The following is a 23698-nucleotide window of genomic DNA, read 5'->3' as shown; positions in this document are numbered from 1 at the left end:
CCCCAGTGTCGCCGATGCCGCAGTAGCCGGGATTCTTCTCCAAGTACTGCCGGCGGTAGCGTTTTGGCCGGCGCGTCAATAGCCGATTAGGCGTGCCGAAAAGATGATAAAATCGCGGGTCTTATTCCTTTTGGCCTCTGCGGTCATGCCGCGCCCCTTTTCACATCACCTTGGCCACGGTACTGAACCGCCGAGCGCGGGGGCTGTGATGCCGGCATGAGGAATTCCCGAGCTGACGACAGCGCGCCGAACTGTACGCCTCACAGGGGAGCCGCTCCCGGGCTGTCGCGTACCGCCCGCCTCTCTCTGCTGGCACCTAGCGCTGCCCTGCTGATCGCCGGCTACGCCCTTCCCGCAGCGGCGAGTTTCCCGGCTTTCTCCAACGCGTCGCCCACACCTACGGCCACGGCGAGCGCCCCCACTCAGCCGGCACTGAAGCCGATCGATCCGGCCGTGTTCCAGTCCGCCGTCGAACGTGCGGCGAAGAAGCTCATGGTTCCCGGCGCGGTGGTCCTGCTCCGCACCCCACAGGGAACCTTCCGGGCAACCGTCGGCACGACCGAGCTGGGCACCGCCAGACCGCCCACCACGCGCGACCACTTCCGGATCGCCTCCAACACCAAAACCATGACCTCGGCGCTGATCATCCTCCTGGCCCAGGACGGCAAGCTCCGGCTGAGCGACCCGGTGTCCGCCTACGTTCCCGGAGTGCCCAACGGCGGGCACATCACCATCGCCGAGCTGCTGAAGATGCGCAGCGGACTCTACAACTACACCAACGCCCCCGAACTGGCGGCGACCATGGACGCCGACCCGGGCAAGGCCCAGACGCCGCAGGCGATGCTGGACATCGCGTTCCGCCGCCCGCCGACCTTCGCACCTGGCACGTCCTTCGAGTACAACAACACCAACTACGTGCTGCTGGGTCTCGTCGCCGAGAAGGCGGGCGGCCGGCCGCTGGCCCAGCAGTTCCTGGACCGGCTGTTCGGCCCGCTCGGGCTGGCGGGAACCTCGCTGCCCGCCGCCGACGACCTGTCGCTCCCCATGCCCTCTTCGCACGGCTACATGTACGGCGGAACGGCCTACGCGCTGGTCGACCGGCCCTACCCCGCCGACGTGCAGGCGGCGGCCCGGTCAGGAAAGCTCCGGCCGGTGGACTACACCCATCAGAACCCCTCCTACGCGGCCGCCGCCGGAGGCGTCATCTCCACCGCGGACGACCTGGCCACCTGGATCCAGGCCCTGGTGACGGGCAAGGTCCTCAACCCGGCGTTCCAGCGGCAGTGGCTCCACAGCCCGCAAGCCGAGGACCCGGCCGCGCCACCCGACGGGAAGAAGTACGGGTACGGCATCGCCTACCAGCGCTTCGGTCCGAACGCCTCGATGTACTACCACGGCGGTGAGCTGCCCGGCTTCAATTCCTTCATCGGCCACGACACGGACAACGAGGTCACGCTGGTGATCTGGACGAACCTGACTTTGTCGCCCGGCGGCAGGACCACGGCCCAGGCCCTGCTGCCCACCGTCCTCAACCAGGTCTACGCCGGCCTCTCGCTCCCCACCGGCGTCGACTAGTCGATCCGGGAAGGCGGTGTCTCTTCATGTTCTGGCACGCGGTGTTGACGCACCGGGTCCTGCTCCTGCCCGCGATGGCCTGGTCGCTGACGCGACCGCGGGCAGGAGCGGGTGCCAAGGTGCAGCGCCGCAGACCCGAGGGCTACGGCGTCGCGCCACGATCAGCCGGTGTAGGCCGGCCTGGCGACGACGGGCTCCGGGCCCCCCGTCGTCTTGACCACTGGCCGCTGGTCGGCCGGCGCCGGGGCGGGCGAGACGGGCGAGGCAGCCGGCTTCGTGGGATCGGCCGTGGCCGTGCCCGAGAAGCCTGCGAGGCCCGCGGTCAGCGCCAGGACCGCGCCGATGCCGATGAGCGTGGCTTTGATCTTCATAGGATTCCCCTGTTCATTCGCGTTGGGCCTCAGCCCTGGACGACGACCGGAGTACCGATCGCCAGGTTGTTCGCCATCCAGGTGATGTCGTCGTTGCTGATCCGGACGCAGCCGTGGCTGGCCCGCGTGCCGATGGCGGAGGGCTTGTTCGTCCCGTGGATCGCCAGCTGGCCTGGGCCGCCGGCGAAGCTCTTCAGCACCGGCGAGAAGCCGCTCAGCCCGAAGGCGTAGGCGCCGTACGCCCCGCCCGGGTCGGCGGGCTTCACCAGCTCGGTGAAGAAGTAACGACCTGGAGGTGTCGGTGTGCCCGCTTCGCCCGTCGCGACCCTGCCCGTCCTGACCGGCCTGTCGCCGTCGTAGACCGTGAACCTGAACGCCCCGCGATCGATCTCCACCCGGTAGGAGGTCTCCGCAAGCGTCACGTCGGCGGCCTTGATCCAGCCCTTGCTGCCGTTCGGCCGGACCGGCAGCAGCACCTGGAGCCATTCGCCCTCGTCGCGTTCCACCAGGAAGACACGCGCCGCGCCGTAGTCGTTGGGACTCGTGATCGTCCTCTGGGTCACCCCCTCCTTGTTCTTGTAGACCGTGATCCGAGATCTCTTGACGGTCGCGATCTTCGAGCTGGCGCCGGTCGCCGGCTCGGGCCGTACGGCGCTGCTCGCGGAACCGGCGCCGGCCGCCGGCTCGCGCCGTACAGCGCTGTCCGCGCTGCTCACACAGCCGGTCAGCAGGAAGGCGAGTGTCGCCGCAGCAGCCGTACGAAGCAGGTTGGTTCTCACCTGCCGCAGCCTGGCGACAGAATGTGTGAAACCTGTTTGGTTGTCATGCGAATCCCATGTGCATCCCTGACATGGGCATAGCCTCGGCTCATGTGCGCGTACGTACTGGTCGCCGAGGACGACCCCAAGCAGGCCGAACTGCTCAGGCGGTACCTGGAGCGGGAGGGCCATGAGGTCCACGTCGTGCACGACGGGCGTTCCGCGATCGACGAGGCGCGGCGAGCGGACCCCGCCCTCATGGTGCTCGACGTCATGATGCCGAAGGTCGACGGGTTGGACGTCTGCCGGGCGTTGCGCGCGGAGTCCGACCTGCCGATCCTGATGCTGACCGCCAGGTCCACCGAGGATGACCTGCTGTTGGGGCTCGACCTCGGTGCTGACGACTATGTCGCCAAGCCGTACAGCCCGCGTGAGCTGATGGCCCGCGTGCGGACCCTGCTGCGCCGTACCGGAAGGTCCCAGGGCAGCGATCGGCGGGTGTTCCAGGCGGGCGATCTCCTCGTGGACCCGGTCAGGCACACCGTCACCGCGGCGGACACGGTGGTGGACTGCACGCTCGCGGAGTTCCGGATCATCGAGACGCTGGCCGCCGAGCCGGAACGGGTGTTCACCAGGAAGCAGTTGCTGGAGCGCATCCACGGGTTCGACAGGTTCATCACCGAGCGCACGGTCGACGTGCACGTGATGAACCTGCGCAAGAAGATCGAGCCTGATCCGCGCCGCCCGGTCCGGCTGCTGACCGTGTACGGCGTCGGCTACAAACTGACCCACGCATGAGGTCGTTGTTCGTCAGGTTGCTCACGAGTTCGGCTGTCGTGGCGGTCTGCTCGATCTCGGCGACCGCATGGCTGGCTGCCAGCAGCACCTCCGGCGCCATCCAGCGCGAGCAGGGCCAGACGCTGGCCAGCGACGCCCGGATCAACAACAGCCTGCTCGGCTACGCGTCCCGCCACTCGAACTGGTCGGACGTCGCCCCCACCCTGCGCGACCTCGCTATCCAGAACAGCCGCCGCATCGCGCTGGCCACCGAGAGCGGCACCCTCATCGCGGACTCGGCGACCGCCGGGACCCCACTGCCCGCCAAGGTGTCGGCCGTCGTCGACCCGCTGGCCGTGGACGTGACCCTGGTGCCGGGAGCGGCCAGGGACCGTATCGATCCACGCGCGGTGGGCCCTTTCCTGCTGTCCGCCCGCGACCGCGCGCGGTTGAGGAAGGCCGCCGACGCCTACGCCGCCTGTATGGCCCGCACCGGGCAGGCCGTACAGGTGACCGTCTCGAACACCGGCAGGCCCCTCGTCACGCCCCTCGACCAGGGGGTCGGTCAGCAGTCGAGACCGGCGCAAAGTCCGATGCCGATGCCGATGCCGACTGCGGCCCCCGTCGTGATGAGCGGCTGCGACGCCACCACCTTCAGCACGCCGACGCACACCGAGAAAGCCGCGTTGAAACAACTCAACCTCCTGGTCAGCAGGTGCCTCAAGGGCAAAGGCGTGGGAAGAGGCTCGGTCGGTCTCGACTTCGCCTGGGTGTCCAAGGAAAGACAGCCGATGCCGCCGGCCGCCGAAACCGATCAGGTGATCTCCTCCTGCATCGTCACGGGCCGCAAGGAACAACTCGATCCCTACGTCGCCCCCGCGGCGTACCTGTACATCGGCTCCCCCGTCGAGGCCACCGGCCAGCTCATACCGCTGCCCTCGATCGCCGGCGCCGCTCTCCTCGTGCTCGTGCTGACCGTGGGCGTGAGCGTCATGGCGGCCAGGCGCCTGGTCAGGCCCGTCAACGCGCTCACCCACGCCGCGCAGCGGATGCGCGACGGGGACAGCTCCGCCCGCGTCACGGTCAGGACCACCGGCGAGATCAGCGAGCTCGCCACGGCGTTCAACGAGATGTCGGAACACCTCCAGCGCATGGAGGAGCAGCGCAAGGCCATGGTCAGCGACGTCTCCCACGAGCTGCGCACACCGCTGAGCAACCTCAGGGGCTGGCTGGAGGCCGCCCAGGACGGCGTCGCCGAGTTGGACCCCGCGCTGATCGCCTCGCTGGTCGAGGAGATCCTGCTGCTGCAGCACATCGTCGACGACCTTCAGGAACTCGCCCTCGCCGACGCGGGCAAGCTCCGTCTGCACGTCGAACCCGTCCATCTCGGCGACCTCCTCGACCAGGTAAGCATCGCTCACCGAGGCCGCGCCGAAGCCGCAGGGCTCACGCTGACCACCGTGGTCACCGACGACCCCTCGCTGACCGCGGATCCGGTACGGCTCCGCCAGGCCATCGGCAACCTGGTGACCAACTCCCTGCGCTACACGCCACGCGGCGGGCACATCACGCTGGGCGCTCGGCAGGATGGCGACCAGGTCGTCGTCGAGGTGACCGACACGGGGATCGGGATCCGCGCCGAGTACCTCCCCCACGTCTTCGACCGGTTCTGGCGGGCGGAGAAGTCCCGCAACCGCCAGACCGGCGGCAGCGGGCTCGGGCTCGCCATCGTGCGCAACCTGGCCGAGGCGCACGGCGGCACAGCCACGGTCGCCAGCGTGCCAGGTGTCCGCACCACGTTCACCCTGCGTCTTCCGTCGTAGCGGCCCGCCGTACCACCAGGAGCACGTTGGCGGTGCCGACCGCGACCGACCGGAGATCCGCAGCACGGCGAGCAACCGCAGGCGGCCGGCCGTGACCCTGGAGAGAAGTGTTACTGACTGTGACGATCGGCCGGCGCAACCCGGCCGAGGATCAGGTCCGTGATCCTGACGGACCGGGCCACATATACACGGGCCTCGCGGCCACGAACGCGCTTCAGCACCCAGCGCAGATCACGGGCGCACGAGCTCAGGACGCGCCGCTGCTCCGCATCGATCTCACCCCGTCGGGAGCCGACGTACGAGGTCGCGATGCCTGCCATAGAAGACTCGGCCAGCACGAAGTCCGGGAAGACCTCTCCCATGCTCGGGTACGGTCGACCGACGTGCTGCGCCCACAGCACCGAGACCTCGTTGAAGATCTCCAGGTTCACTCGCCCCAGGCGCGACGCCCACAGGGCAGGAGACCCCGGTCCCACCGATCCCGCAGTAGTCGCCGGGCTTCTTCTCCAGGTGCTGCTGATGGCAGTGCTTCGCCTCAGGCAATGGATGCATAACCTAACGGACCTTCGACCGGTACTCCGCCCACAAGTCGACAGCCTCTTGGAGATCAAGAGCGGCAACGTCCTCGCGAGCCATCCCCACCGTGTAGATCAACCGGTCCGCGAGCCAATCTGGAACCGGTTCCCGAGGGGGCGCTTTCTCCACCCGAATGTGATCGGCCAGCGCGCCAAGACGCTCGATCACCTGGCCGAGCTGGACAATCTCCGGACGGCCGGTACCCGCCTCGCGAACCCTCACCGTCGCCTCTGCGTAGACTTCCGCGTCGGCCCGTTCACCGACAGCCCACACCTCGCAGATCTCCACCGACTTGTCGTCGGCGATGCGGTAGACGACACGCCAGGTGTTGCGACCGACCACAAGCTTCCGAAAACCGGTCAGTTCCCCACCGAGCGGGTAACCAGCTTCAGGGTTGTCCAACAGGAGAAGGATCTTCTTGAGCACCTTGGGCACCGCGTCTGGGCCAATGCGTCGGAGGTCATCGACCGCTGGTGCCGTAAAGACGACGTCGGACATGTCTATTCGTCGTCCGGGATGGCCGTCAGCGACTCGCGAGTGTGCCCGAAAGCGGCCAGCACCTCATCGAGCGAGACCCGCTCCCCCGTGTCCGTGACCGACCGAGCGAGCACAAGCGCCAGATCCCGCAGGTCAGCCGCCGCCTCCTCCAACTCGTTGAGTCGGCGAATGCTCACCACGGCCGCCACCGGTTGGCGTCGACGGGTAACCACCAGGTCGGCCCCCTGCTCCGCCTCTGCCACCAGGCGGGCAACCCCTCGCTGGGCCGCCTCGGTGACGCTCAACTCAGTAGCGTCATGCAGAACAGTCATACATCAACTGTACAGCTTTCTATACAGAACCGCGATCGGAGCGTGGGCACTTCCTGTCCCACACTCCGGCGGAGCGACGCCCATCGGGCAGGAGACGCCCGTGCCGCCGAGGCCGCGCCGTCCTTGTGGGAGTCCTGCAGGAGACGGCCATGGCCCCGCGCCCTCTCAGGCCGCGACCGCAACCCGACAGCGCCTCGCAGATCATCGGGGAACGGCAGCCCCGAGTGCTCCGCCCACAGGACCGCGACCTCGTTGAAGATCTCCCGGTTCACTCGCCGGCAGGCGCGACGCCCACCGGGCAGGCGACCCCGGTCCCTCCAATCCCGCAGTAGCCGTTTTTGTTGCGGTGAAGGTACTGCTGGTGATACTCCTCGGCGTAGTAGAACTCGCCGGCCGGGGCGATCTCGGTCGTGATGTCGCCGTAGCCCGCCGACCTCAGCATCTGCTGGTAGGCGTCCCGGGACGCCAGCGCCGCCTTCTCCTGCTCGGGCGAGTGGAAGTACGCCGCCGACCGGTACTGCGTGCCCATGTCGTTGCCCTGGCGCATGCCCTGGGTGGGGTCGTGCGCTTCCCAGAACACCTTGAGCAGGTCGGCGTACGACACCTTCGCGGGGTCGTACCAGACCCTCACGACCTCGGCATGTCCGGTGAGGCCGGAACACACCTCCTCGTACGTGGGGTTGGGCGTGTAGCCGCCCTGGTACCCGACTGCCGTGGAGATCACGCCCGGGGTCTGCCAGAACTTCCGCTCGGCGCCCCAGAAGCAGCCGAGCCCGAAGTCCGCGATCTCGCCCTGCGCGCCGACGAGCGGAGCGTCGAGGACGGCGTGGCGGGCGGGGACGGGTATCGGTGTCGAACGTCCGGGTAGGGCGTCCGAGGGGTTCACCATCGATGTCTTGTGCGAGCCGAACAGCCAGCCCATCTTTGTACCTCCTCCTCCATCAACCCTATGTCGAAACACTTAAGAGTCCCTACATCATCCCAGATAGCAATACGCATTTGTATTTAATGGAGTAAGGGGCGAAGATGGGTTACATGCCTGACCAACGCCGTGGTGTGCTCTATGGTGTCGCCGCCTACTCCCTGTGGGGCCTCTTTCCGCTCTACTGGCCGCTGCTGAAGCCGTCCGGACCGATGGAGATCCTGGCGCACCGCATGGCGTGGTCGCTGGTGGCGGTGGTGGCGATCCTGGCCGTACGCAGGCACTGGTCGTGGTTCAGGCACCTGGAGCCGAGGCAGTTCGGGCTGCTGGGGCTGGCGGCGTTGCTCATCACGGCCAACTGGGGCACCTACATCTACGGCGTCAACTCGGGCCACGTGGTGGAGTCGGCGCTCGGCTACTTCATCAACCCGCTGGTGAGCGTGCTGTTCGGGGTGATCCTGCTGAAGGAGCGGCTGCGGCCGCTGCAGTGGGCGGCGGTGGGGTTCGGCGCGCTGGCGGTCCTCGTGCTGGCCCTGGACTACGGCCGGCTGCCGTGGATCGCGCTCACGCTCGCGGTCAGCTTCGGCATCTACGGCCTGGTGAAGAAGAAGGCGAACGTCGGCGCCGCGGAGAGCCTCACGGTCGAGACGCTGGTGCTGCTGGGGCCGGCGCTGGCCTACCTGGTGTACCTGGAGCAGTCGGGCGGCGCGACGTTCGGTGACCACGGGCCGTGGCACGCGCTGCTGCTGGCGGGCGGCGGCCTGGTGACGGCGGTGCCGCTGCTGTTCTTCACGGCCAGCGCGATCAGGGTGCCGCTGACCACGATCGGGCTGCTGCAGTACATCGCGCCGATCCTGCAGTTCCTGGTGGGCGTGCTCATCGCGAAGGAGACGATGCCCGCCAGCCGGTGGGCGGGCTTCGCGATCGTGTGGCTGGCGCTGGTGATCTTCACCTACGACAGCCTCAGGGCGGCGCGGCGCTCCCGCCGCGCGGAACCCGAACCCGTTCTCTCCGGTACGGCAAGCCGGTCCGGCGCCCCAGCCGATCACCGCTGACCGCCCGGCGCGGGCGCCCCGCCCAGCAGGACTTCGGTCCCCGCCGTCACGGCGCCCCTGAACCCCGCCCAGCAGGACCCCCGGCGTCACGGCGCCCCTGAAACCCCGCCCAGCAGGACTTCGGCCCCCGCCGTCACGGCCCCCCTGAAGTCCAGCGCGTAGGCAAGCCCGGCAGGTGGACGAACCGGTGCGCCGACCACGCATCACCCCAGGATGAGTCCGTCAGGCGGGGATCCCGCACGGTCGACGATGCGGGCGACGGCAGTGGCGACGCCGTCCTCGGCCGCCACACGCCGGCCGAGCGCGCCGGTCGCAGGGGCGAGAGGTGCCGCCTCCTCAAGGCGGCGGCACAGCGCTACGCCGTGAGCCGACCGGCCCGACGCCCGACGTCCGACGGACGGCTGAGCGAACCCTCAGCCCGGCAGCGCCAGGAACGCCGCCCGCGCCGGGATGTCCGGCAGCGCCTCCAGGACGGCCCGAGCGGCCAGTCAGCCCGACCGCTCCACCACGTAGTCGCACAGCGCCAGGAACGCCGCCCGCGCCGGGATGTCCGGCAGCGCCTCCAGGTCGGCCCGCGCCCTGTTCACCCACGACTCCAGCTCCTGCCGGGCCCGCGCCATCCCCTGGTCGGCCCGCAGCAGCCGCAGGGCCTCGGCGACGTCCTCCTCGGCCACCGGCCCCTGGAGCAGTTCCCGCAATCGGGCCGACGGCGACGACTCCAGCGCGTAGAGGACGGGCAGCGTCCTGATCCCTTCGCGCAGGTCCGTGCCGGGCGTCTTGCCGGACTCGGCGGACTCCGATGCCACGTCCAGCAGGTCGTCGCCGAGCTGCCAGGCCACGCCGATGGCCTCGCACGCGCTGGACAGCCGTTCGACCACGTCGGTGGGGGCGCCGGACAGCAGGCCGCCGAAGCGTCCCGAGGTGGCGATGAGGGAGCCGGTCTTGTCGGCCAGCACCCTGATGTAGTGGTGGATCGGGTCGACGCCCTCGGCGGGCCCGATCGTCTCGCGGATCTGCCCGCGCACCAGGCGGGAGAACGTCTGCGCCTGGATCTTGATCGCCTCGGCGCCGAGGTCGGCGAGGATCTCCGACGCCTGCGCGAACAGGTAGTCGCCGGTGAGGATGGCCACCGTGTTGTCCCAGCGGGCGTTGGCGGAGGGAGAGCCGCGGCGGACGGGGGCCTCGTCCATGACGTCGTCGTGGTAAAGCGTGGCCAGGTGGGTGAGTTCGATCACCACCGCGGCGGGCACGACGCCCGGCGCGGAGGGATCACCGAACTGCGCGGCCAGCAGCACCATCATCGTGCGGAAACGCTTGCCGCCGGCTTCGATGAGGTGCTTGGACGCCTCCGTGACGAAGGCGTCCTCGCTCTCGACCGACGTGCGCAGCAGTTTCTCGACGGAGGCGAGACCGCTGGCAAGGTCTTGCGCCAACCGCTCATCGTCGATAGGAAGATCAACAACCGGTGGCGCAGACATATATTCCCCTTAGCGGATGAACAAGGCAGATGCAGCCTTGTCAGCGAGATCCAGGACAGGCTGCGGGAAAACCCCCAGCACTACCGTAACCGCTGCCGCGAGAGTGATAACAGCCGCGGTGGCCGCAGAGGGCACCGCGATGGTCGGGCCGTCGGCGGCGGGCTCGCTGAAGAACATCAGCACGATCACGCGGACGTAGAAGAACGCGGCGATCGCGGAGGTGACCACACCGACGATGACCAGCGGCGTCGCGCCGTTGGCCACCGCGGCGGCGAAGACCGCGTACTTACCGAAGAACCCGCTGGTGAGCGGGATGCCGGCGAAGGCCAGCAGGAAGAACGCGAACACGCCCGCCAGCATCGGCGACCGCTTGCCCAGACCCGCCCAGCGCGACAGGTGGTTGGCCTCGCCGCCCGCGTCGCGCACCATCGTGACGACGGCGAACGCGCCGACCGTCGTGATGCCGTAGACGAGCAGGTAGAACATGATCGCCGACAGGGTGTCGGCGTTGCCCTGCGCCTGCGTGCTGGTCGCGATCACACCGATGAGCAGGAAGCCCGCGTGCGCGATCGAGGAGTAGGCCAGCATGCGCTTGATGTCCGTCTGGGTGATCGCGAGGATCGCGCCGACGATCATCGTGAGAATGGCCACACCCCACAGGACCGGACGCCAGTCCCAGTCGAGGTTGCCCAGAGCCACCCAGAAGACCCTCAGGACCGCGCCGAAGGCCGCGACGAGCGTGCCGGAGGCCATGAGCGCGGTGACGGGGGTCGGGGCGCCCTGGTAGACGTCAGGCTTCCACGCCTGGAAGGGCGCGGCGCCGATCTTGAACATCAGGCCGACGCCGAGAAGCGCCAGACCGATGAGGAGCACCGTGTCCAGGCCGCCCACCTTGCCGAGCGCCTCGCTGATCTTGACCAGGTCGACCGAGCCGGCGAAGCCGTACACGAAGGCCATGCCGTACAGGAAGAAGGCCGAGGAGAACGCGCCGAGCAGGAAGTACTTCATCGACGCCTCCTGCGACAGCAGGCGGCGACGGCGCGCCAGGCCACACAGCAGGTACAGCGGCAGCGACATGACCTCGAGGCCGACGAACATCACCAGCAGGTCGTTCGCGGACGAGAACAGCAGCATGCCGCCCACCGCGAACAGGATCAGCGGGTAGATCTCGGTGTGCGCGCCACCGGTGATCTCCGCCTCCTCCTCGGCCGCGCTACCAGGTACGGCGGCGGCCGAGGCCACGAAGGTGTCGTCGTCGAGCACCAGCAGCGTGCTGACGAAGGCCAGGACGAGGATGACGCCCCAGAAGAACAGGGCGGGACCGTCGACCGCGACGGCGCCCATGGCCGCGGGCGCGGTCGGCAGTCCGCTCATCACCTGGAAGACGACCAGGACGAAGGCCCCGGCCATGCTGAGCAGCGTCACCGGCACTTGGATCGACTTGCGCAGGTAGCGAGGCGCGAACGCCTCCACCAGCACGCCGATGACCGCCGCGCCGAAGATCACCAGCATCGGCGCCAGCAGGCCGTACTCGATCGTCGGCGCTTGGATGGTGCCGTTCACTGTCCGGCCCCCTTCTCGGCAATCGCCGGGGTGAACTTCTCCACCTGGACGTTGGACAGGGTGTGGTCCACCGCCGGGTTGATCACGTCAAGCAGCGGCTTGGGGAAGAAGCCCAGTCCGATGATCAGAGCGATCAGCGGGGCGACCACCCACAGCTCGCGGCCGTTGAGGTCCTTGAACTCCTTGACCGGCTCGGCCGTCGGCCCGCCCGCGACCCGCTGGTACATCCACAGGATGTAGATGGCCGCCAGGATGACGCCGGTCGCCGAGATGATCGCGGGGACCAGGTAGCGCTCGTAGGTGCCGATCAGCACCATGAACTCGCTGACGAAGGACGACAGGCCGGGCAGCGACAGACCGGACAGGCCCGCGATCAGGAACACGCCGGCCAGCTTCGGCGTGACCTTCTGCACGCCGCCGTAGTCCTCGATGTACGGCGAGCCCCGCCGCGCGATGAGGAACCCGGCGATCAGGAACAGCGCGCCGGTCGAGAAGCCGTGGTTGACCATGTAGAGCGTGGCGCCGGCGCCCGCGTTCGCCGTCATCGCGAACACGCCGAGGGCGATGAAGCCGAAGTGCGAGATCGAGGTGTAGGCGATCAGGCGCTTCATGTTCGTCTGGCCGATGGCCACGATGGCGCCGTAGATGATGCCGACCACCGACAGCACGATCACCAGCGGGGTGAAGAACTTCGACGCGTCCGGGAACAGCTCCAGGCAGAAGCGGAGCATGCCGTACGTGCCGACCTTGTCCAGGACGCCGACCAGGAGCACCGCCGCGCCGGCCGGAGCCTGCGCCGCCGCGTCGGGCAGCCACGTGTGGAACGGCCACAGCGGCGCCTTCACCGCGAAGGCGAAGAAGAAGCCGGCGAACAGCCACTTCTGCGTGGTCGGGTCCTGGATGGCCCCGATCAGCTCGGGGAACAGGAAGGTGTTCTTGCCCGCGATGACGTAGAGGCCGATGACCGCGACCAGCATGAGCAGGCCGCCGAACAGCGAGTAGAGCAGGAACTTGACGGCCGCGTAGGACCGCTGCGCGCCGCCGTACGACCCGATCATGAAGTACATCGGGATCAGCATGGCTTCGAAGAAGACGTAGAACAGGAAGATGTCGGTCGCCGCGAAGACGCCGATCATCATGGCCTCGAGCACCAGCAGGAGCGCGAAGTACGTCTTCACCGAGTACTTGGCGTGCGGGGCGTCGGCGTCGTTCCAGGAGGCCAACACCACGATCGGCACCAGCACCGCCGACAGCGCGATCAGCACCAGCGCGATGCCGTCGACACCGACGCCGTAGTGCACGCCGAAGCGCGGGATCCAGTCGTAGGTCTCGACGAACTGGAAGCGCGGGCCCTTCGGGCTGAACTGCGCCGCCATCGCGATGGTGAGCCCCAGCACGACGACGGAGACGGCCAGCGCGAGCTGCTTGGCCAGCTTGCCGCTGCCCTTCGGCGTGAGGGCCACCAGGACAGCGCCCACCACGGGCACTGCCATCAGGATCGTAAGCCAGGGCATCACAGGTTCCCTACAAGGAGCAGAGCGCCGGCCAGGACCGCGGCGCCGAAGAGGATGGACAGCGCGTACGTCCGCGCGAAGCCCGTCTGGAGCCGGCGCATCCGGCCGGAGGTGCCGCCGACGGCCGCCGCCAGCCCGTTGACCAGGCCGTCGATGCCGCGGTTGTCGAAGAACACCGCGATGCGGGTGAGCCACTGTCCCGGACGCATGAGCAGTGTCTCGTTGAGTGCGTCGCCGTAGAGGTCACGCCTGGCGAAGGTGGTGAGGAACGAGCCGCGCGGGGCCGTCTCGGGGACCGGCGCCTTGCCGTACTTCATCCAGGCGAACCCGGCGCCGACCGCCACCAGGGCGAGCGTGGCGAGACCCGCGACGCTGTTCCAGTGGAAGGTGGGCAGCTCCTCCGGACGGCCGACGGCCGGGGCGAGGAAGAGCATCAGCCGGTTGCTCAGCACCAGGTAGCCACCGAGGAAGATCGAGCCGATCGACAGGATGACCAGCGGGATCGTCATGACCTTGGGCGACTCGTGCGGGTGCGCGTCGTCGGCCCAGCGCTTCTCGCCGAAGAAGGTCATGAAGACCATCCGCGACATGTAGAAGCCGGTGATGCCGGCGCCGATCACGGCCAGCCAGCCGAGGATCTGGTTGTGCTCCATCGCGGTCTCGATGATGCCGTCCTTGGTGAAGTAGCCGGACAGCAGCGGGAAACCGATGATCGCCAGGTAGCCGACGAAGAACGTCGCGAAGGTCAGCGGCATGTACTTGCGCAGGCCGCCGTACTTCCTCATGTCGACCTCGTCGTTCATGCCGTGCATGACCGATCCGGCGCCGAGGAACAGGTCGGCCTTGAAGAAGCCGTGCGTGATCAGGTGGCCGATCGCGAAGGCGTAGCCGGCCGGGCCGAGGCCCGCGCCGAGCATCATGTAGCCGATCTGCGACATCGTCGAACCGGCCAGGCCCTTCTTGATGTCGTCCTTCGCGCAACCGATGATGGCACCGGCCAGCAGCGTGGCCACGCCGACGATGGTGACGACCAGCTGCGCGGTGGGCGCGGCCTCGAAGACGAAGCCGGAGCGGACCACCAGGTAGACGCCGGCGGTGACCATGGTCGCGGCGTGGATGAGGGCCGAGACCGGGGTCGGGCCCTCCATCGCGTCGAGAAGCCAGGACTGCAGCGGCAGCTGGGCCGACTTGCCGCAGGCGCCGAGCAGGAGCAGCAGGCCGATGGCGGTGAGCGTGCCCTCCGAGGCCTGGCCGACCTTGGCGGAGATGTCGCTGAAGGTCAGCGAGCCGAACGTCGTCCACATCGTGAACATCGCGATCAGCAGGCCGAAGTCACCGACGCGGTTGACGATGAACGCCTTCTTGGCCGCGACCGCCGCCGTCGGCTTGAACTGCCAGAAGCCGATCAGCAGGTAGGAGGCGAGACCGACGCCCTCCCAGCCGATGAACAGGCCGACGTAGTTGGCCGACAGCACCAGCAGCAGCATCGCCGCGACGAACAGGTTCAGGTAGGAGAAGAACCTGCGCCGGTCGGGATCGTGCGACATGTAGCCGATCGAGTAGATGTGGATCAGCGAACCCACACCCGTGATCAGCAGACAGAAACTGATCGACAGCGGGTCGATCAGCAGGCTGATGTCCGCCATTCCGGGAATGAAGTCGTACAGGTGGACGCTGTAACGACCACCATCGAGCTCCATGAAGGCGAGCACCGCGACGACGAACGAACCGAGCGACATCAGGACGCCCAGGTAGTGCCCCCAGGCGTTGGTACGGCGGCCGCCGAGCAACAGGATCGCCGCGCCCAAGAGGGGCAGTGCGATCATCAGCCATGAGGCCCCGATCACTCCACCGGAGTGCGGGATGATCTCTGCCGGTTCCACTGTCACCTCTTAGTACTTCAGCAGGTTGGCATCGTCCACGGACGCCGACCTGCGGGTTCGGAAGATCGTCACGATGATCGCCAGACCGATCACGACCTCGGCCGCGGCCACGACCATCACGAAGAAGGCGATGATCTGGCCGTCCAGGTTGCCGTGCATGCGGGCGAAGGTGACGAACGCGAGGTTGCAGGCGTTGAGCATGAGCTCGACGCACATGAAGACCACGATCGCGTTGCGCCTGATCAGCACGCCGAGCGCGCCGATCGCGAAGAGCAGTGCGGAGAGGACCAGGTACTCGGTGGTCACTTGGTCACCTCACCCAGGTGCTCGGAGTCCGTCGCAGAATCCTCTGTCACGGGTTCCTCCTCGACCGCGTGCTTGATGGCCTGGGCGAGCTTGGGGTCGTCGGGCAGATGGTCGTGCTCGACGTCCCAGCGCGCGATGTGCCGGTTGACCGACAGTTCGGCGACCGAGCCGTCGGGCAGCAGCGCGGGCATGTCGATGGCGTTGTTCCTGGCGTAGGTGCCGGGCGCGGGCAGCGGCGACGGGTCGCCGGTGGCGAACCTGGCGCGCGCCAGGTCCTTCTGCGACGGCTTCGGCTCGGCCCTCTCGCGGTGCGCCAGCACCATCGCGCCGAGCGCGGCGGTGATGAGCAGCGCGGAGGTGATCTCGAAGGCGAAGACGTGGCGGGTGAACACCAGCCTGGCCAGCGCCGGTACGTTGCCGCCCGCCTGCTCCGTGGCGGCGGCCAGACCCGCGGGCTCGGGGACGAACAGCGCGTTCCCGATCGCGAGGATCACCAGGACGGCGAAGCCGACACCGGCGACGCCCGCCCAGAAGCGCTGTCCCTTGAGCGTCTCCACCAGGGAGTCGGCCGAGTCGACGCCCACCAGCATGAGCACGAACAGGAAGAGCATCATGATCGCGCCGGTGTAGACGATGATCTGCACCGCGGCCAGGAAGGGCGCCTCCTGCACGGCGTAGAGCACCGCGAGGCAGAGCATCACACCGCCCAGCAGGAGCGCCGAGTAGACCGCCTTGCGGCTGAAGATCATTCCGAGCGCGGCGCCGACGGAGACGACGGCCAGCACCCAGAACGTGATGGTCTCACCCATTCTCGCGCCCCAAGCGGTAGTAGTCCTCTTCGGTCTCGCCGAGCCGCATGGGGTGCGGAGGCTGCTCCATGCCCGCGGTGAGCGGAGCGAGCAGCATCTCCTTGGTGTAGATGAGGCTCTCCCGGTCGGAGTCGGCGAGCTCGTACTCGTTGGTCATCGTCAGCGCCCTGGTCGGGCACGCCTCGATGCACAGGCCGCACAGGATGCACCGCAGATAGTTGATCTGGTAGGTGCGCCCGTAACGCTCACCCGGCGAGTAGCGCTCCTCCTCGGTGTTGTCGCCGCCCTCGACGTAGATCGCGTCGGCGGGACACGCCCAGGCGCACAGCTCGCAGCCGACGCACTTCTCCAGCCCGTCGGGCCAGCGGTTCAGCTGGTGACGACCGTGGAAGCGAGGAGCCGTCGGCTTCTTCACCTCCGGGTAGTTCGTCGTGACCGGCTTCTTGAACATCGTGTGAAAGGTCACGCCGAACCCCTTCACGGGGTTCAGCCAATCAGTTGCTCCCACTGGGAACCTCCTTGCGCCCCACCCCGTGGTAGTGCGGCAGGTCAAGCGGCGGCACAGGGAAGCCGCCGGCGGTCGGCTCGTTGGCGAGCTGCTCGAACTCAGCCGCCACCTTGGCCTTCTCCGCCTCCTTGCGGCGCTGGTTCACGGTGTCGAAGCGGAACCAGATGGCGAAGGCTCCGACGACCACGATCGCCCCGATGACGTACACGAAGGTCAGGTCGACGCCGGGGGTCCTGAGCAGCTTGACGGTGGCCACGAGCATGATCCACGCCAGGTTGAGCGGGATCAGCACCTTCCAGCCCAGCGCCATCAGCTGGTCGTAACGGACGCGGGGCAGCGAGGCGCGGACCCACACGACGAACGAGAAGACCAGGACGAACTTGATGAAGAACCACAGGAACGGCCAGTAGCCGGTGTTCGCGTCGTCCCAGAGCGAGATCGGCCACGGCGCCCGCCATCCGCCGAGGAACAGCGTGATCGCCATCGCCGAGGCGGTGAAGGTGTGCAGGTACTCGCCCATCATGATCAGGGCGAACTTCAGCGACGAGGAGTACTCGGTCTGGAAGCCGCCCACCAGCTCGCCCTCGCCCTCGGGCAGGTCGAACGGGATACGCGCGGCCTCACCGAAGGCGCACACCACGTAGATGAGGAAGGAGGGCAGCAGCAGGATCACGTACCACGAGGGCATCGGGATCTCGAGCCCGAACAGCTGCAGCGTGCCGCCCGACGCCTGCGCCGCGACGATCTCCGAGGTCGACAGCGTGCCGGCGAACAGGAACACCGCCACGAACGACAGGCCCATCGCGATCTCGTAGGAGACCACCTGGGCCGCCGACCGCAGACCACCGAGCAGCGCGTACGGCGAGCGGGACGACCAGCCCGCCAGCACCACGCCGTAGACCGACACCGCGCCCATCGCCAGCATGAACAGCACCGCGACCGGCAGGTCGACCAGCTGCAGCGGCGTCTGGACGCCGAACATGTTCACGATCGGCCCGAACGGCACGATGGAGAAGGCCAGGAAGGCCGGGACCACCATGATGACCGGAGCCAGCAGGTAGAGCACCTTGTCCACCGTGTTGGGGAAGATGTCTTCCTTCAGGCCCATCTTCACGCCGTCGGCGACCGACTGGAGCAGACCGAACTTGCCGGCCCGGTTGGGGCCGTAGCGGTTCTGCATGCGGGAGATCAGCTTGCGCTCGTACCAGACGCCGAACAGGATGCCCACCATCAGGAAGGCGAAGACGCCGACCGCCTTGATGATGGTGATCCAGAGCGGATCCTTGCCGAAGTCGGCGAGGGTCGGATCCGTCGCGAGGACTGTCACGCTCATGAGGCGCTCCCGATCTTGACGATGTCGCCGGCCAGCGCGCCCAGGTCGCGCCTGACCGAGCAGCCCGGGGAGTTCGTCGGCACCCAGACCACCCGGTCGGGCAGGTCCACGACGCGCACCGGCAGGGACACCGTCTCACCCACTACGATCTTGCCGCCGTCGGCCACGCCGATCTCGGCCGCGGTGCTCTCCGAGAGCAGCGCCTCGACCGGGCGGGCGGTGCCCGCCAGGTACGGCTCGCCGTCCTGGAGGCGGCCGGCGTCGAGCAGCTGGTGCCAGGTGGCCAGCACGGCCTCGCCCGCCTGGGGCGCCTGCTGGGCCGTCGCGGCGGCGTTCGGCGCGCCGACCCTGGTGCCGCGCCAGGCGCCGAGGCCGCTGAGCTCCTTGCGGGCGGCGGCGGCGTCGGGCAGGCCCAGGTGCACGTCCATGTGGTCGGCGATGGCCGACAGCACGTTGAGGTCGCTCATGATGCCGGGGACCTTCAGCGCCCGCTCGAACGAGCGGCCGCGGCCCTCCCAGTTCACGAACGTGCCGGCCTTCTCGGCGACGGCGGCGACCGGCAGGACCACGTCGGCCCGGTCGGTGACCGCGCTGGCGCGCACCTCGAGGCTGACGATGAACGGCGTGTTCTCCAGGGCGGCCAGCGCCGCCTCGGCGTCGGCCAGGTCGCGCGGGTCGACGCCGGCGACGAGCAGCGCGTCGACCTCCTCGTTCAGCGCGGCGGCCAGGATCGCGTCGGTGCCGCGGCCCGGCGTGGCGGGGAGGGAGGTGACGTTCCACGCCCTGGCCACCTCGGCCCTGGCGCTCTCGTCCTCGACCGGGCGGCCGATCGGGAGCAGGTTCGGCAGCGCGCCCGCCTCGATGGCGCCGCGCTCGCCGGCCCTGCGCGGGATCCAGGCCAGCCTGGCGCCGGAGGCGGCGCTGAGCCGTACCAGGGCCGACAGCGCGCCGGGGACGGTGGCCAGCCGCTCGCCGGCCAGGATGATCGTGCCCTCGGCCACGGAGCCGAGCTCGTCGAGCGCGTCGGCCTCGCCGCCCGGCAGCGTCCTGATGAGCGTGCCGCCCATCTTGGCCAGGCCCTCGGTCGCGAACGGCGCGATCGAGGTGACCTTCAGGCCCTTCTTGCGCCAGGCCTTGCGCAGGCGCAGGAAGACGATCGGCGACTCCTCGTCGGGCTCGAACCCGACCAGCAGGACGGCGGGCGCCTGCTCCAGGTCGGTGTAGGAGATCTCGATGCCCTTGCCGGCGACCGCGTGCGCGAGGAACTGCGCCTCCTCCGCGCTGTGCGGCCTGGCCCGGAAGTCGACGTCGTTGGTGCCGAGCGCGACGCGGGCGAACTTGGCGTAGGCGTAGGCGTCCTCGACGGTCACGCGACCGCCGACCAGCACGCCCGCCTTGCCGCGCGCCTTGGCCAGACCCGCGGCGGCCACCGCGAGGGCCTCCGGCCACGAGGCGGGAACCAGCAGGCCCTCCTCGTTACGGACCAGCGGGGTCCTGAGCCGGTCGGGCTGCGTCGCGTAGGTGAAGGCGAAGCGGCCCTTGTCGCAGTTCCACTCCTCGTTGACCTGCATGTCCAGGCCGGCCAGACGGCGGGTGACCTTGCCGCGGCGGTGGTCGGTGCGCAGCGCGCACCCGGAGGCGCAGTGCTCGCAGGCGCTCGGCGAGGAGACCAGGTCGAACGGCCTGGCGCGGAAGCGGTAGGCACCGCTGGTCAGCGCGCCGACCGGGCAGATCTGGATGGTGTTGCCGGAGAAGTAGGAGTCGAACGGCTTGCCGTCGGCGACGCCCACCTGCTCCTTGGCGCCACGCTCGAAGAACTCGATGAGCGGGTCGCCCGCGATCTCGTCGGAGAAGCGGATGCAGCGCTTGCACTGCACACAGCGCTCCCTGTCGAGCAGCACCTGCGCCGACAGCGGCAGCGGCTTGGGGAAGGTGCGCTTGTGCTCGTGGAAGCGCGACTCGCCCTGGCCGTTGGACATCGCCTGGTTCTGCAGGGGGCACTCGCCGCCCTTGTCGCAGACCGGGCAGTCCAGCGGGTGGTTCATGAGCAGCAGCTCCATCGCGCCGCGCTGCGCCTTCTCGGCGACCGGCGAGGTGAGCTGGGTCTGCACGACCATGCCCTCGGCGACCTCGATCGCGCACGACGGCTGCGGCTTGGGGAAGCCGCGGCCGTTGCCCGCGTCGGGGATGTCGACCAGGCACTGGCGGCAGTTGGCCGCCGGGTCGAGCAGCGGGTGGTCGCAGAACCTGGGGATCTGGATGCCCAGCAGTTCGGCGGCCCTGATGATGAGCGTGCCCTTGGGCACGGTGACCTGGAAGCCGTCGATCGTGAGGGTGACGACTGAGGTCTCGACTGCGGTAGTGGTCACTTGTCACCCCACACGGTGGACTTCTTGTGGTCGAACGGGCAGCCGCCGACCTCGAAGTGCTTGAGGTACTCGTCGCGGAAGTACTTCACCGACGAGTGGATCGGGCTGGTCGCGCCGTCGCCCAGGGCGCAGAAGGAACGGCCCAGGATGTTGTCGGCGATGTCGGTGATCAGCGCGAGGTCGTCCTCGGTGCCCTGGCCGGCCTCCAGACGCCTGAGCACCTGCTTGAGCCAGTAGGTGCCCTCGCGGCACGGCGTGCACTTGCCGCACGACTCGTGGGCGTAGAACTCGGTCCAGCGCAGCACGGTGCGGACCACGCAGGTGGTCTCGTCGAAGATCTGCAGCGCGCGGGTGCCGAGCATCGAGCCCTTGGCACCGACCGCCTCGAAGTCGAGGGGGACGTCGAGGTGCTCGTCGGTGAAGATCGGCGTGGAGGAGCCGCCCGGGGTCCAGAACTTGATCTGGTGCCCCTCGCGGATGCCGCCCGCCATGTCGAGCAGCTCGCGCAGCGTGATGCCGAGCGGCGCCTCGTACTGGCCCGGACGGGTGACGTGGCCGCTCAGCGAGAAGATGCCGAAGCCCTTGGACTTCTCGGTGCCCATCGCGGCGAACCAGTCGGCGCCGTTCGCGATGATGCTGGGAACACTGGCCACAGACTCCACGTTGTTCACAACAGTGGGCGAAGCGTACAGGCCCGCCACGGCAGGGAACGGAGGCTTGAGACGCGGTTGACCCCGGTAACCCTCGAGCGAGTCGAGCAGTGCCGTCTCCTCGCCGCAGATGTAGGCGCCGGCGCCGCTGTGCACGACCAGCTCCAGGTCGTAGCCCGAGCCGAAGATGTCCTTGCCGAGGTAGCCCTTCTCGTACGCCTCGCGCACGGCCGCGTGCAGCCTGCGGATCACGTGCAGCACCTCACCGCGCACGTAGATGAAGGCGTGGTTGGCGCGGATGGCGTAGGAGGTGATGACGACGCCCTCGACCAGCGAGTGCGGGTTGGCCATCATCAGCGGGATGTCCTTGCAGGTGCCCGGCTCCGACTCGTCGGCGTTGACGACGAGGTAGTGCGGCTTGCCGTCGCCCTGCGGGATGAAGCCCCACTTCATGCCGGTGGGGAAGCCTGCGCCGCCGCGGCCGCGCAGACCGGAGTCCTTGACGGCCTGGATGACCGCGTCGGGGTCCATGCCGAGCGCCTTCTTCGCCGCGTCGTAGGGGCCGTAGCCCTGCAGCGTGAAGGAGTTGGGCTGGTCCCAGTTGGCGGTCAGGACCGGGGTGAGTGTCGTGCTCATGCCTCGGGAGCCTTCCATCCGTTGGCCTTGGCGACCTTCAGGCCCTCCAGCGAGGGGCCGGCCGCCGACGGGCCGTCACCGGCCAGGTCGTCGGGCAGCCCGGAGAGCACCCGCGAGGCCTCCTTGAAGGTGCACAGGCGCTTCGGGCCGCGCGTCGGCGAGACGCTCTTGCCGTCGCGCAGGTCGTCGACGAGCTGCTTGGCCGACTCGGGCGTCTGGTTGTCGAAGAACTCCCAGTTGACCATCATCACCGGGGCGAAGTCGCAGGCCGCGTTGCACTCGAGGCGCTCCAGCGAGACCTTGCCGTCGGCGGTCGTCTCGTCGTGGCCGACGCCGACGTGCTCCGACAGCTCCTCCCAGATCTGGTCGCCGCCCATGACGGCGCACAGCGAGTTGATGCACACGCCGACGTGGTAGTCGCCCATCGGCTTGCGCTTGTACATCGTGTAGAACGTCGCCACACCCACGACCTCGGCCTTGCTCAGGCCGAGCATCTCCGCGCAGAACTCCTGGCCGTCGTCGGAGACGTAACCGTCCTCCGACTGCACCAGGTGGAGCAGCGGCAGCAGCGCCGAGCGCGACTTCGGATAACGCCCGATGATCTCCTTGGCGTCCCTCTCGAGACGCTCCCGGACTTCCGGCGAGTAACTCACCGGTCAACACCTCCCATGACCGGGTCGATGGATGCCACGGCCGCGATCACGTCAGCGACCTGGCCACCCTCGCAGGTTGCCGGTACGGCCTGCAGGTTCGTGAAGGACGGCTCGCGGAAGTGGACGCGGTACGGCCGGGTGCCGCCGTCGCTGACCACGTGCGCGCCGAGCTCGCCGCGGGGGGACTCCACCGAGGCGTAGGCCTGGCCCGCCGGGACCCTGAAGCCCTCGGTGACCAGCTTGAAGTGGTGGATCAGCGCCTCCATGGAGCTGCCCATGATGTGCGCGATGTGGTCGGGCGAGTTGCCGAAGCCGTCGGGGCCGAGCGCCAGCTGGGCCGGCCAGCCGATCTTCTTGTCCTCGATCATGACCGGCTTGTTCTTCAGCGGTCCCGCGATGCGGTCGAGAGCCTGCTCAATGATCTTGAGCGACTCCTCCATCTCCGTCATGCGGACCAGGTAGCGGCCGAAGACGTCGCAGCTCTGCTCGGTGGCGACCTCGAACTCGTAGGTCTCGTACCCGCAGTACGGCTGCGACTTGCGCAGGTCCCACGGCAGGCCGGCGGCCCTGAGCATCGGGCCGGTGACGCCGAGCGCCATGCAGCCCGTCAGGTCGAGGTAGGCCACGTCCTTGGTGCGGCGGGTGTAGACCGGGTTCTCGTCGAGCAGCTTGCGGATGTCCTTGATGCGCTTGGGCATCTCCTTCAGGAACTCGCCGACCTTGTCGACGGTGCCCGCGGGCAGGTCGACGCTCACGCCGCCCGGCCTGACGTAGGCCATGTTCATGCGCAGACCCGTGATGTACTCGAACAGGTCCATGACCATCTCGCGGTCGCGGTAGCCGAAGAGGAACGGCGTGGTCGCGCCCAGCTCCATGCCGAACGTGCCCATCGCGACCAGGTGCGAGGAGATGCGGTTGAGCTCCATCATCATCACGCGGATGGCCTGCGCCCGCTCGGGGATGCGGTCCTCGATGCCGAGGAGCTTCTCCACGGCCAGGCAGTACGCCGTCTCGTTGAACAGCGGGGCGAGATAGTCCATGCGGGTGACGAACGTGGTCCCCTGGGTCCACGTCCGGAACTCCATGTTCTTCTCGATGCCGGTGTGCAGGTAGCCGATGCCGGTACGGGCCTCGGTGACCGTCTCACCGTCGAGGGTCAGGATGAGCCTGAGCACGCCGTGCGTGGACGGGTGCTGCGGGCCCATGTTGACGACCAGGCGCTCCTCTTCGGAGTCGCGCACCGCGCCGACGACGTCGTCCCAGTCGGCACCGTTGACCGAGTAGACCTTGCCCTCGGTCGCCTCGTCATAACCAGTACTCACGCGTAGTC

Annotated in this window: 22 protein-coding genes; 4 read left to right on the top strand and 18 right to left on the bottom strand. The window is 68.5% G+C overall.

The annotated features are described in order from the left end of the window. Positions 1-453: 453 nt before the first annotated feature. Positions 454-1575 (top strand): serine hydrolase domain-containing protein, encoded by a 1122-nt coding sequence (locus ACWENQ_RS24855; RefSeq protein ID WP_452416367.1) that lies wholly within the window; start codon positions 454-456, stop codon positions 1573-1575. A 161-nt stretch (positions 1576-1736) separates the two neighbouring features. Here the strand turns inward: ACWENQ_RS24855 and ACWENQ_RS24850 are convergent, their stop codons facing one another. Both ACWENQ_RS24850 and ACWENQ_RS24845 read right to left on the bottom strand, forming a co-directional pair. Next, positions 1737-1946, bottom strand: coding sequence for a hypothetical protein (locus ACWENQ_RS24850; protein ID WP_452416366.1), 210 nt, complete (start codon positions 1944-1946; stop codon positions 1737-1739). Between the two features lie 29 nt (positions 1947-1975). Continuing rightward, positions 1976-2725 carry a L,D-transpeptidase gene (locus ACWENQ_RS24845; RefSeq protein ID WP_452416365.1) on the bottom strand — a complete coding sequence of 250 codons (750 nt, stop codon included), beginning with the start codon at positions 2723-2725 and terminating at the stop codon, positions 1976-1978. 90 nt (positions 2726-2815) lie between these two features. On the opposite strand from ACWENQ_RS24845, the gene ACWENQ_RS24840 reads away from it, so the two are divergent. Together ACWENQ_RS24840 and ACWENQ_RS24835 are read left to right on the top strand one after the other, a co-directional pair. Continuing rightward, complete coding sequence (locus tag ACWENQ_RS24840) at positions 2816-3502, top strand: response regulator transcription factor (protein ID WP_452416364.1); 687 nt, start codon at positions 2816-2818, stop codon at positions 3500-3502. Next, complete coding sequence (locus ACWENQ_RS24835) at positions 3499-5304, top strand: sensor histidine kinase (RefSeq protein ID WP_452416362.1); 1806 nt, start codon at positions 3499-3501, stop codon at positions 5302-5304. Before ACWENQ_RS24840 ends, ACWENQ_RS24835 begins: the two co-directional genes overlap by 4 nt. Positions 5305-5414: 110 nt before the next feature. Here the strand turns inward: ACWENQ_RS24835 and ACWENQ_RS24830 are convergent, their stop codons facing one another. The 4 genes from ACWENQ_RS24830 to msrA form a co-directional block, all read right to left on the bottom strand. Further along, a complete protein-coding gene (locus tag ACWENQ_RS24830) occupies positions 5415-5735 on the bottom strand; it encodes a hypothetical protein (RefSeq protein ID WP_452416360.1) in 321 nt (106 codons plus the stop codon). A gap of 124 nt (positions 5736-5859) precedes the next feature. Continuing rightward, positions 5860-6378, bottom strand: coding sequence for a type II toxin-antitoxin system RelE family toxin (locus ACWENQ_RS24825; RefSeq protein WP_449915190.1), 519 nt, complete (start codon positions 6376-6378; stop codon positions 5860-5862). A gap of 2 nt (positions 6379-6380) precedes the next feature. After that, positions 6381-6689 (bottom strand): type II toxin-antitoxin system prevent-host-death family antitoxin, encoded by a 309-nt coding sequence (locus ACWENQ_RS24820; RefSeq protein WP_452416358.1) that lies wholly within the window; start codon positions 6687-6689, stop codon positions 6381-6383. 268 nt (positions 6690-6957) lie between these two features. Then, a complete protein-coding gene (msrA, locus tag ACWENQ_RS24815) occupies positions 6958-7611 on the bottom strand; it encodes a peptide-methionine (S)-S-oxide reductase MsrA (protein WP_449915198.1) in 654 nt (217 codons plus the stop codon). Positions 7612-7724: 113 nt separating this feature from the next. Between msrA and rarD the strand changes: the two genes are divergently transcribed. Beyond that, complete coding sequence (rarD, locus tag ACWENQ_RS24810; protein WP_449915201.1) at positions 7725-8666, top strand: EamA family transporter RarD; 942 nt, start codon at positions 7725-7727, stop codon at positions 8664-8666. A 488-nt stretch (positions 8667-9154) separates the two neighbouring features. Here the strand turns inward: rarD and ACWENQ_RS24805 are convergent, their stop codons facing one another. The 12 genes from ACWENQ_RS24805 to ACWENQ_RS24750 form a co-directional block, all read right to left on the bottom strand. Beyond that, entirely contained in the window at positions 9155-10144 is a 990-nt protein-coding gene (locus tag ACWENQ_RS24805) for a polyprenyl synthetase family protein (RefSeq protein WP_449915204.1), read from the bottom strand. Positions 10145-10153: 9 nt separating this feature from the next. Continuing rightward, positions 10154-11707: an NADH-quinone oxidoreductase subunit NuoN gene (gene nuoN, locus ACWENQ_RS24800; RefSeq protein ID WP_354907752.1), complete on the bottom strand. Its 1554-nt coding sequence runs from the start codon at positions 11705-11707 to the stop codon at positions 10154-10156. After that, positions 11704-13200 carry an NADH-quinone oxidoreductase subunit M gene (locus tag ACWENQ_RS24795; RefSeq protein WP_452416356.1) on the bottom strand — a complete coding sequence of 499 codons (1497 nt, stop codon included), beginning with the start codon at positions 13198-13200 and terminating at the stop codon, positions 11704-11706. The genes nuoN and ACWENQ_RS24795 overlap by 4 nt, the downstream gene beginning before the upstream one ends. Before the next feature lie 20 nt (positions 13201-13220). Then, positions 13221-15047: an NADH-quinone oxidoreductase subunit L gene (gene nuoL, locus ACWENQ_RS24790; protein ID WP_452416531.1), complete on the bottom strand. Its 1827-nt coding sequence runs from the start codon at positions 15045-15047 to the stop codon at positions 13221-13223. 66 nt (positions 15048-15113) lie between these two features. After that, on the bottom strand, positions 15114-15410 hold the full coding sequence (nuoK, locus tag ACWENQ_RS24785; RefSeq protein WP_183652029.1) for an NADH-quinone oxidoreductase subunit NuoK: 297 nt from the start codon (positions 15408-15410) through the stop codon (positions 15114-15116). Continuing rightward, on the bottom strand, positions 15407-16219 hold the full coding sequence (locus tag ACWENQ_RS24780; RefSeq protein WP_449915211.1) for an NADH-quinone oxidoreductase subunit J: 813 nt from the start codon (positions 16217-16219) through the stop codon (positions 15407-15409). Before ACWENQ_RS24780 ends, nuoK begins: the two co-directional genes overlap by 4 nt. Beyond that, positions 16212-16727: an NADH-quinone oxidoreductase subunit NuoI gene (nuoI, locus tag ACWENQ_RS24775; protein ID WP_354907757.1), complete on the bottom strand. Its 516-nt coding sequence runs from the start codon at positions 16725-16727 to the stop codon at positions 16212-16214. The genes ACWENQ_RS24780 and nuoI overlap by 8 nt, the downstream gene beginning before the upstream one ends. After that, positions 16714-18060 carry an NADH-quinone oxidoreductase subunit NuoH gene (nuoH, locus tag ACWENQ_RS24770; protein ID WP_449915214.1) on the bottom strand — a complete coding sequence of 449 codons (1347 nt, stop codon included), beginning with the start codon at positions 18058-18060 and terminating at the stop codon, positions 16714-16716. The genes nuoI and nuoH overlap by 14 nt, the downstream gene beginning before the upstream one ends. Then, positions 18057-20429, bottom strand: coding sequence for an NADH-quinone oxidoreductase subunit G (locus ACWENQ_RS24765; RefSeq protein WP_452416355.1), 2373 nt, complete (start codon positions 20427-20429; stop codon positions 18057-18059). Before ACWENQ_RS24765 ends, nuoH begins: the two co-directional genes overlap by 4 nt. Further along, on the bottom strand, positions 20426-21715 hold the full coding sequence (gene nuoF / locus ACWENQ_RS24760; RefSeq protein WP_452416353.1) for an NADH-quinone oxidoreductase subunit NuoF: 1290 nt from the start codon (positions 21713-21715) through the stop codon (positions 20426-20428). The genes ACWENQ_RS24765 and nuoF overlap by 4 nt, the downstream gene beginning before the upstream one ends. Next, on the bottom strand, positions 21712-22368 hold the full coding sequence (gene nuoE / locus ACWENQ_RS24755; RefSeq protein WP_354907763.1) for an NADH-quinone oxidoreductase subunit NuoE: 657 nt from the start codon (positions 22366-22368) through the stop codon (positions 21712-21714). Before nuoE ends, nuoF begins: the two co-directional genes overlap by 4 nt. Then, positions 22365-23690 carry an NADH-quinone oxidoreductase subunit D gene (locus ACWENQ_RS24750; RefSeq protein WP_449915221.1) on the bottom strand — a complete coding sequence of 442 codons (1326 nt, stop codon included), beginning with the start codon at positions 23688-23690 and terminating at the stop codon, positions 22365-22367. Before ACWENQ_RS24750 ends, nuoE begins: the two co-directional genes overlap by 4 nt. Positions 23691-23698: the final 8 nt, after the last annotated feature.

The sequence above is a fragment of the Nonomuraea sp. NPDC004354 genome (genome assembly GCF_053602555.1).
Note: the sequence above shows the minus strand (reverse complement) of the source record. Positions and strands in the feature narration are given on the sequence as shown.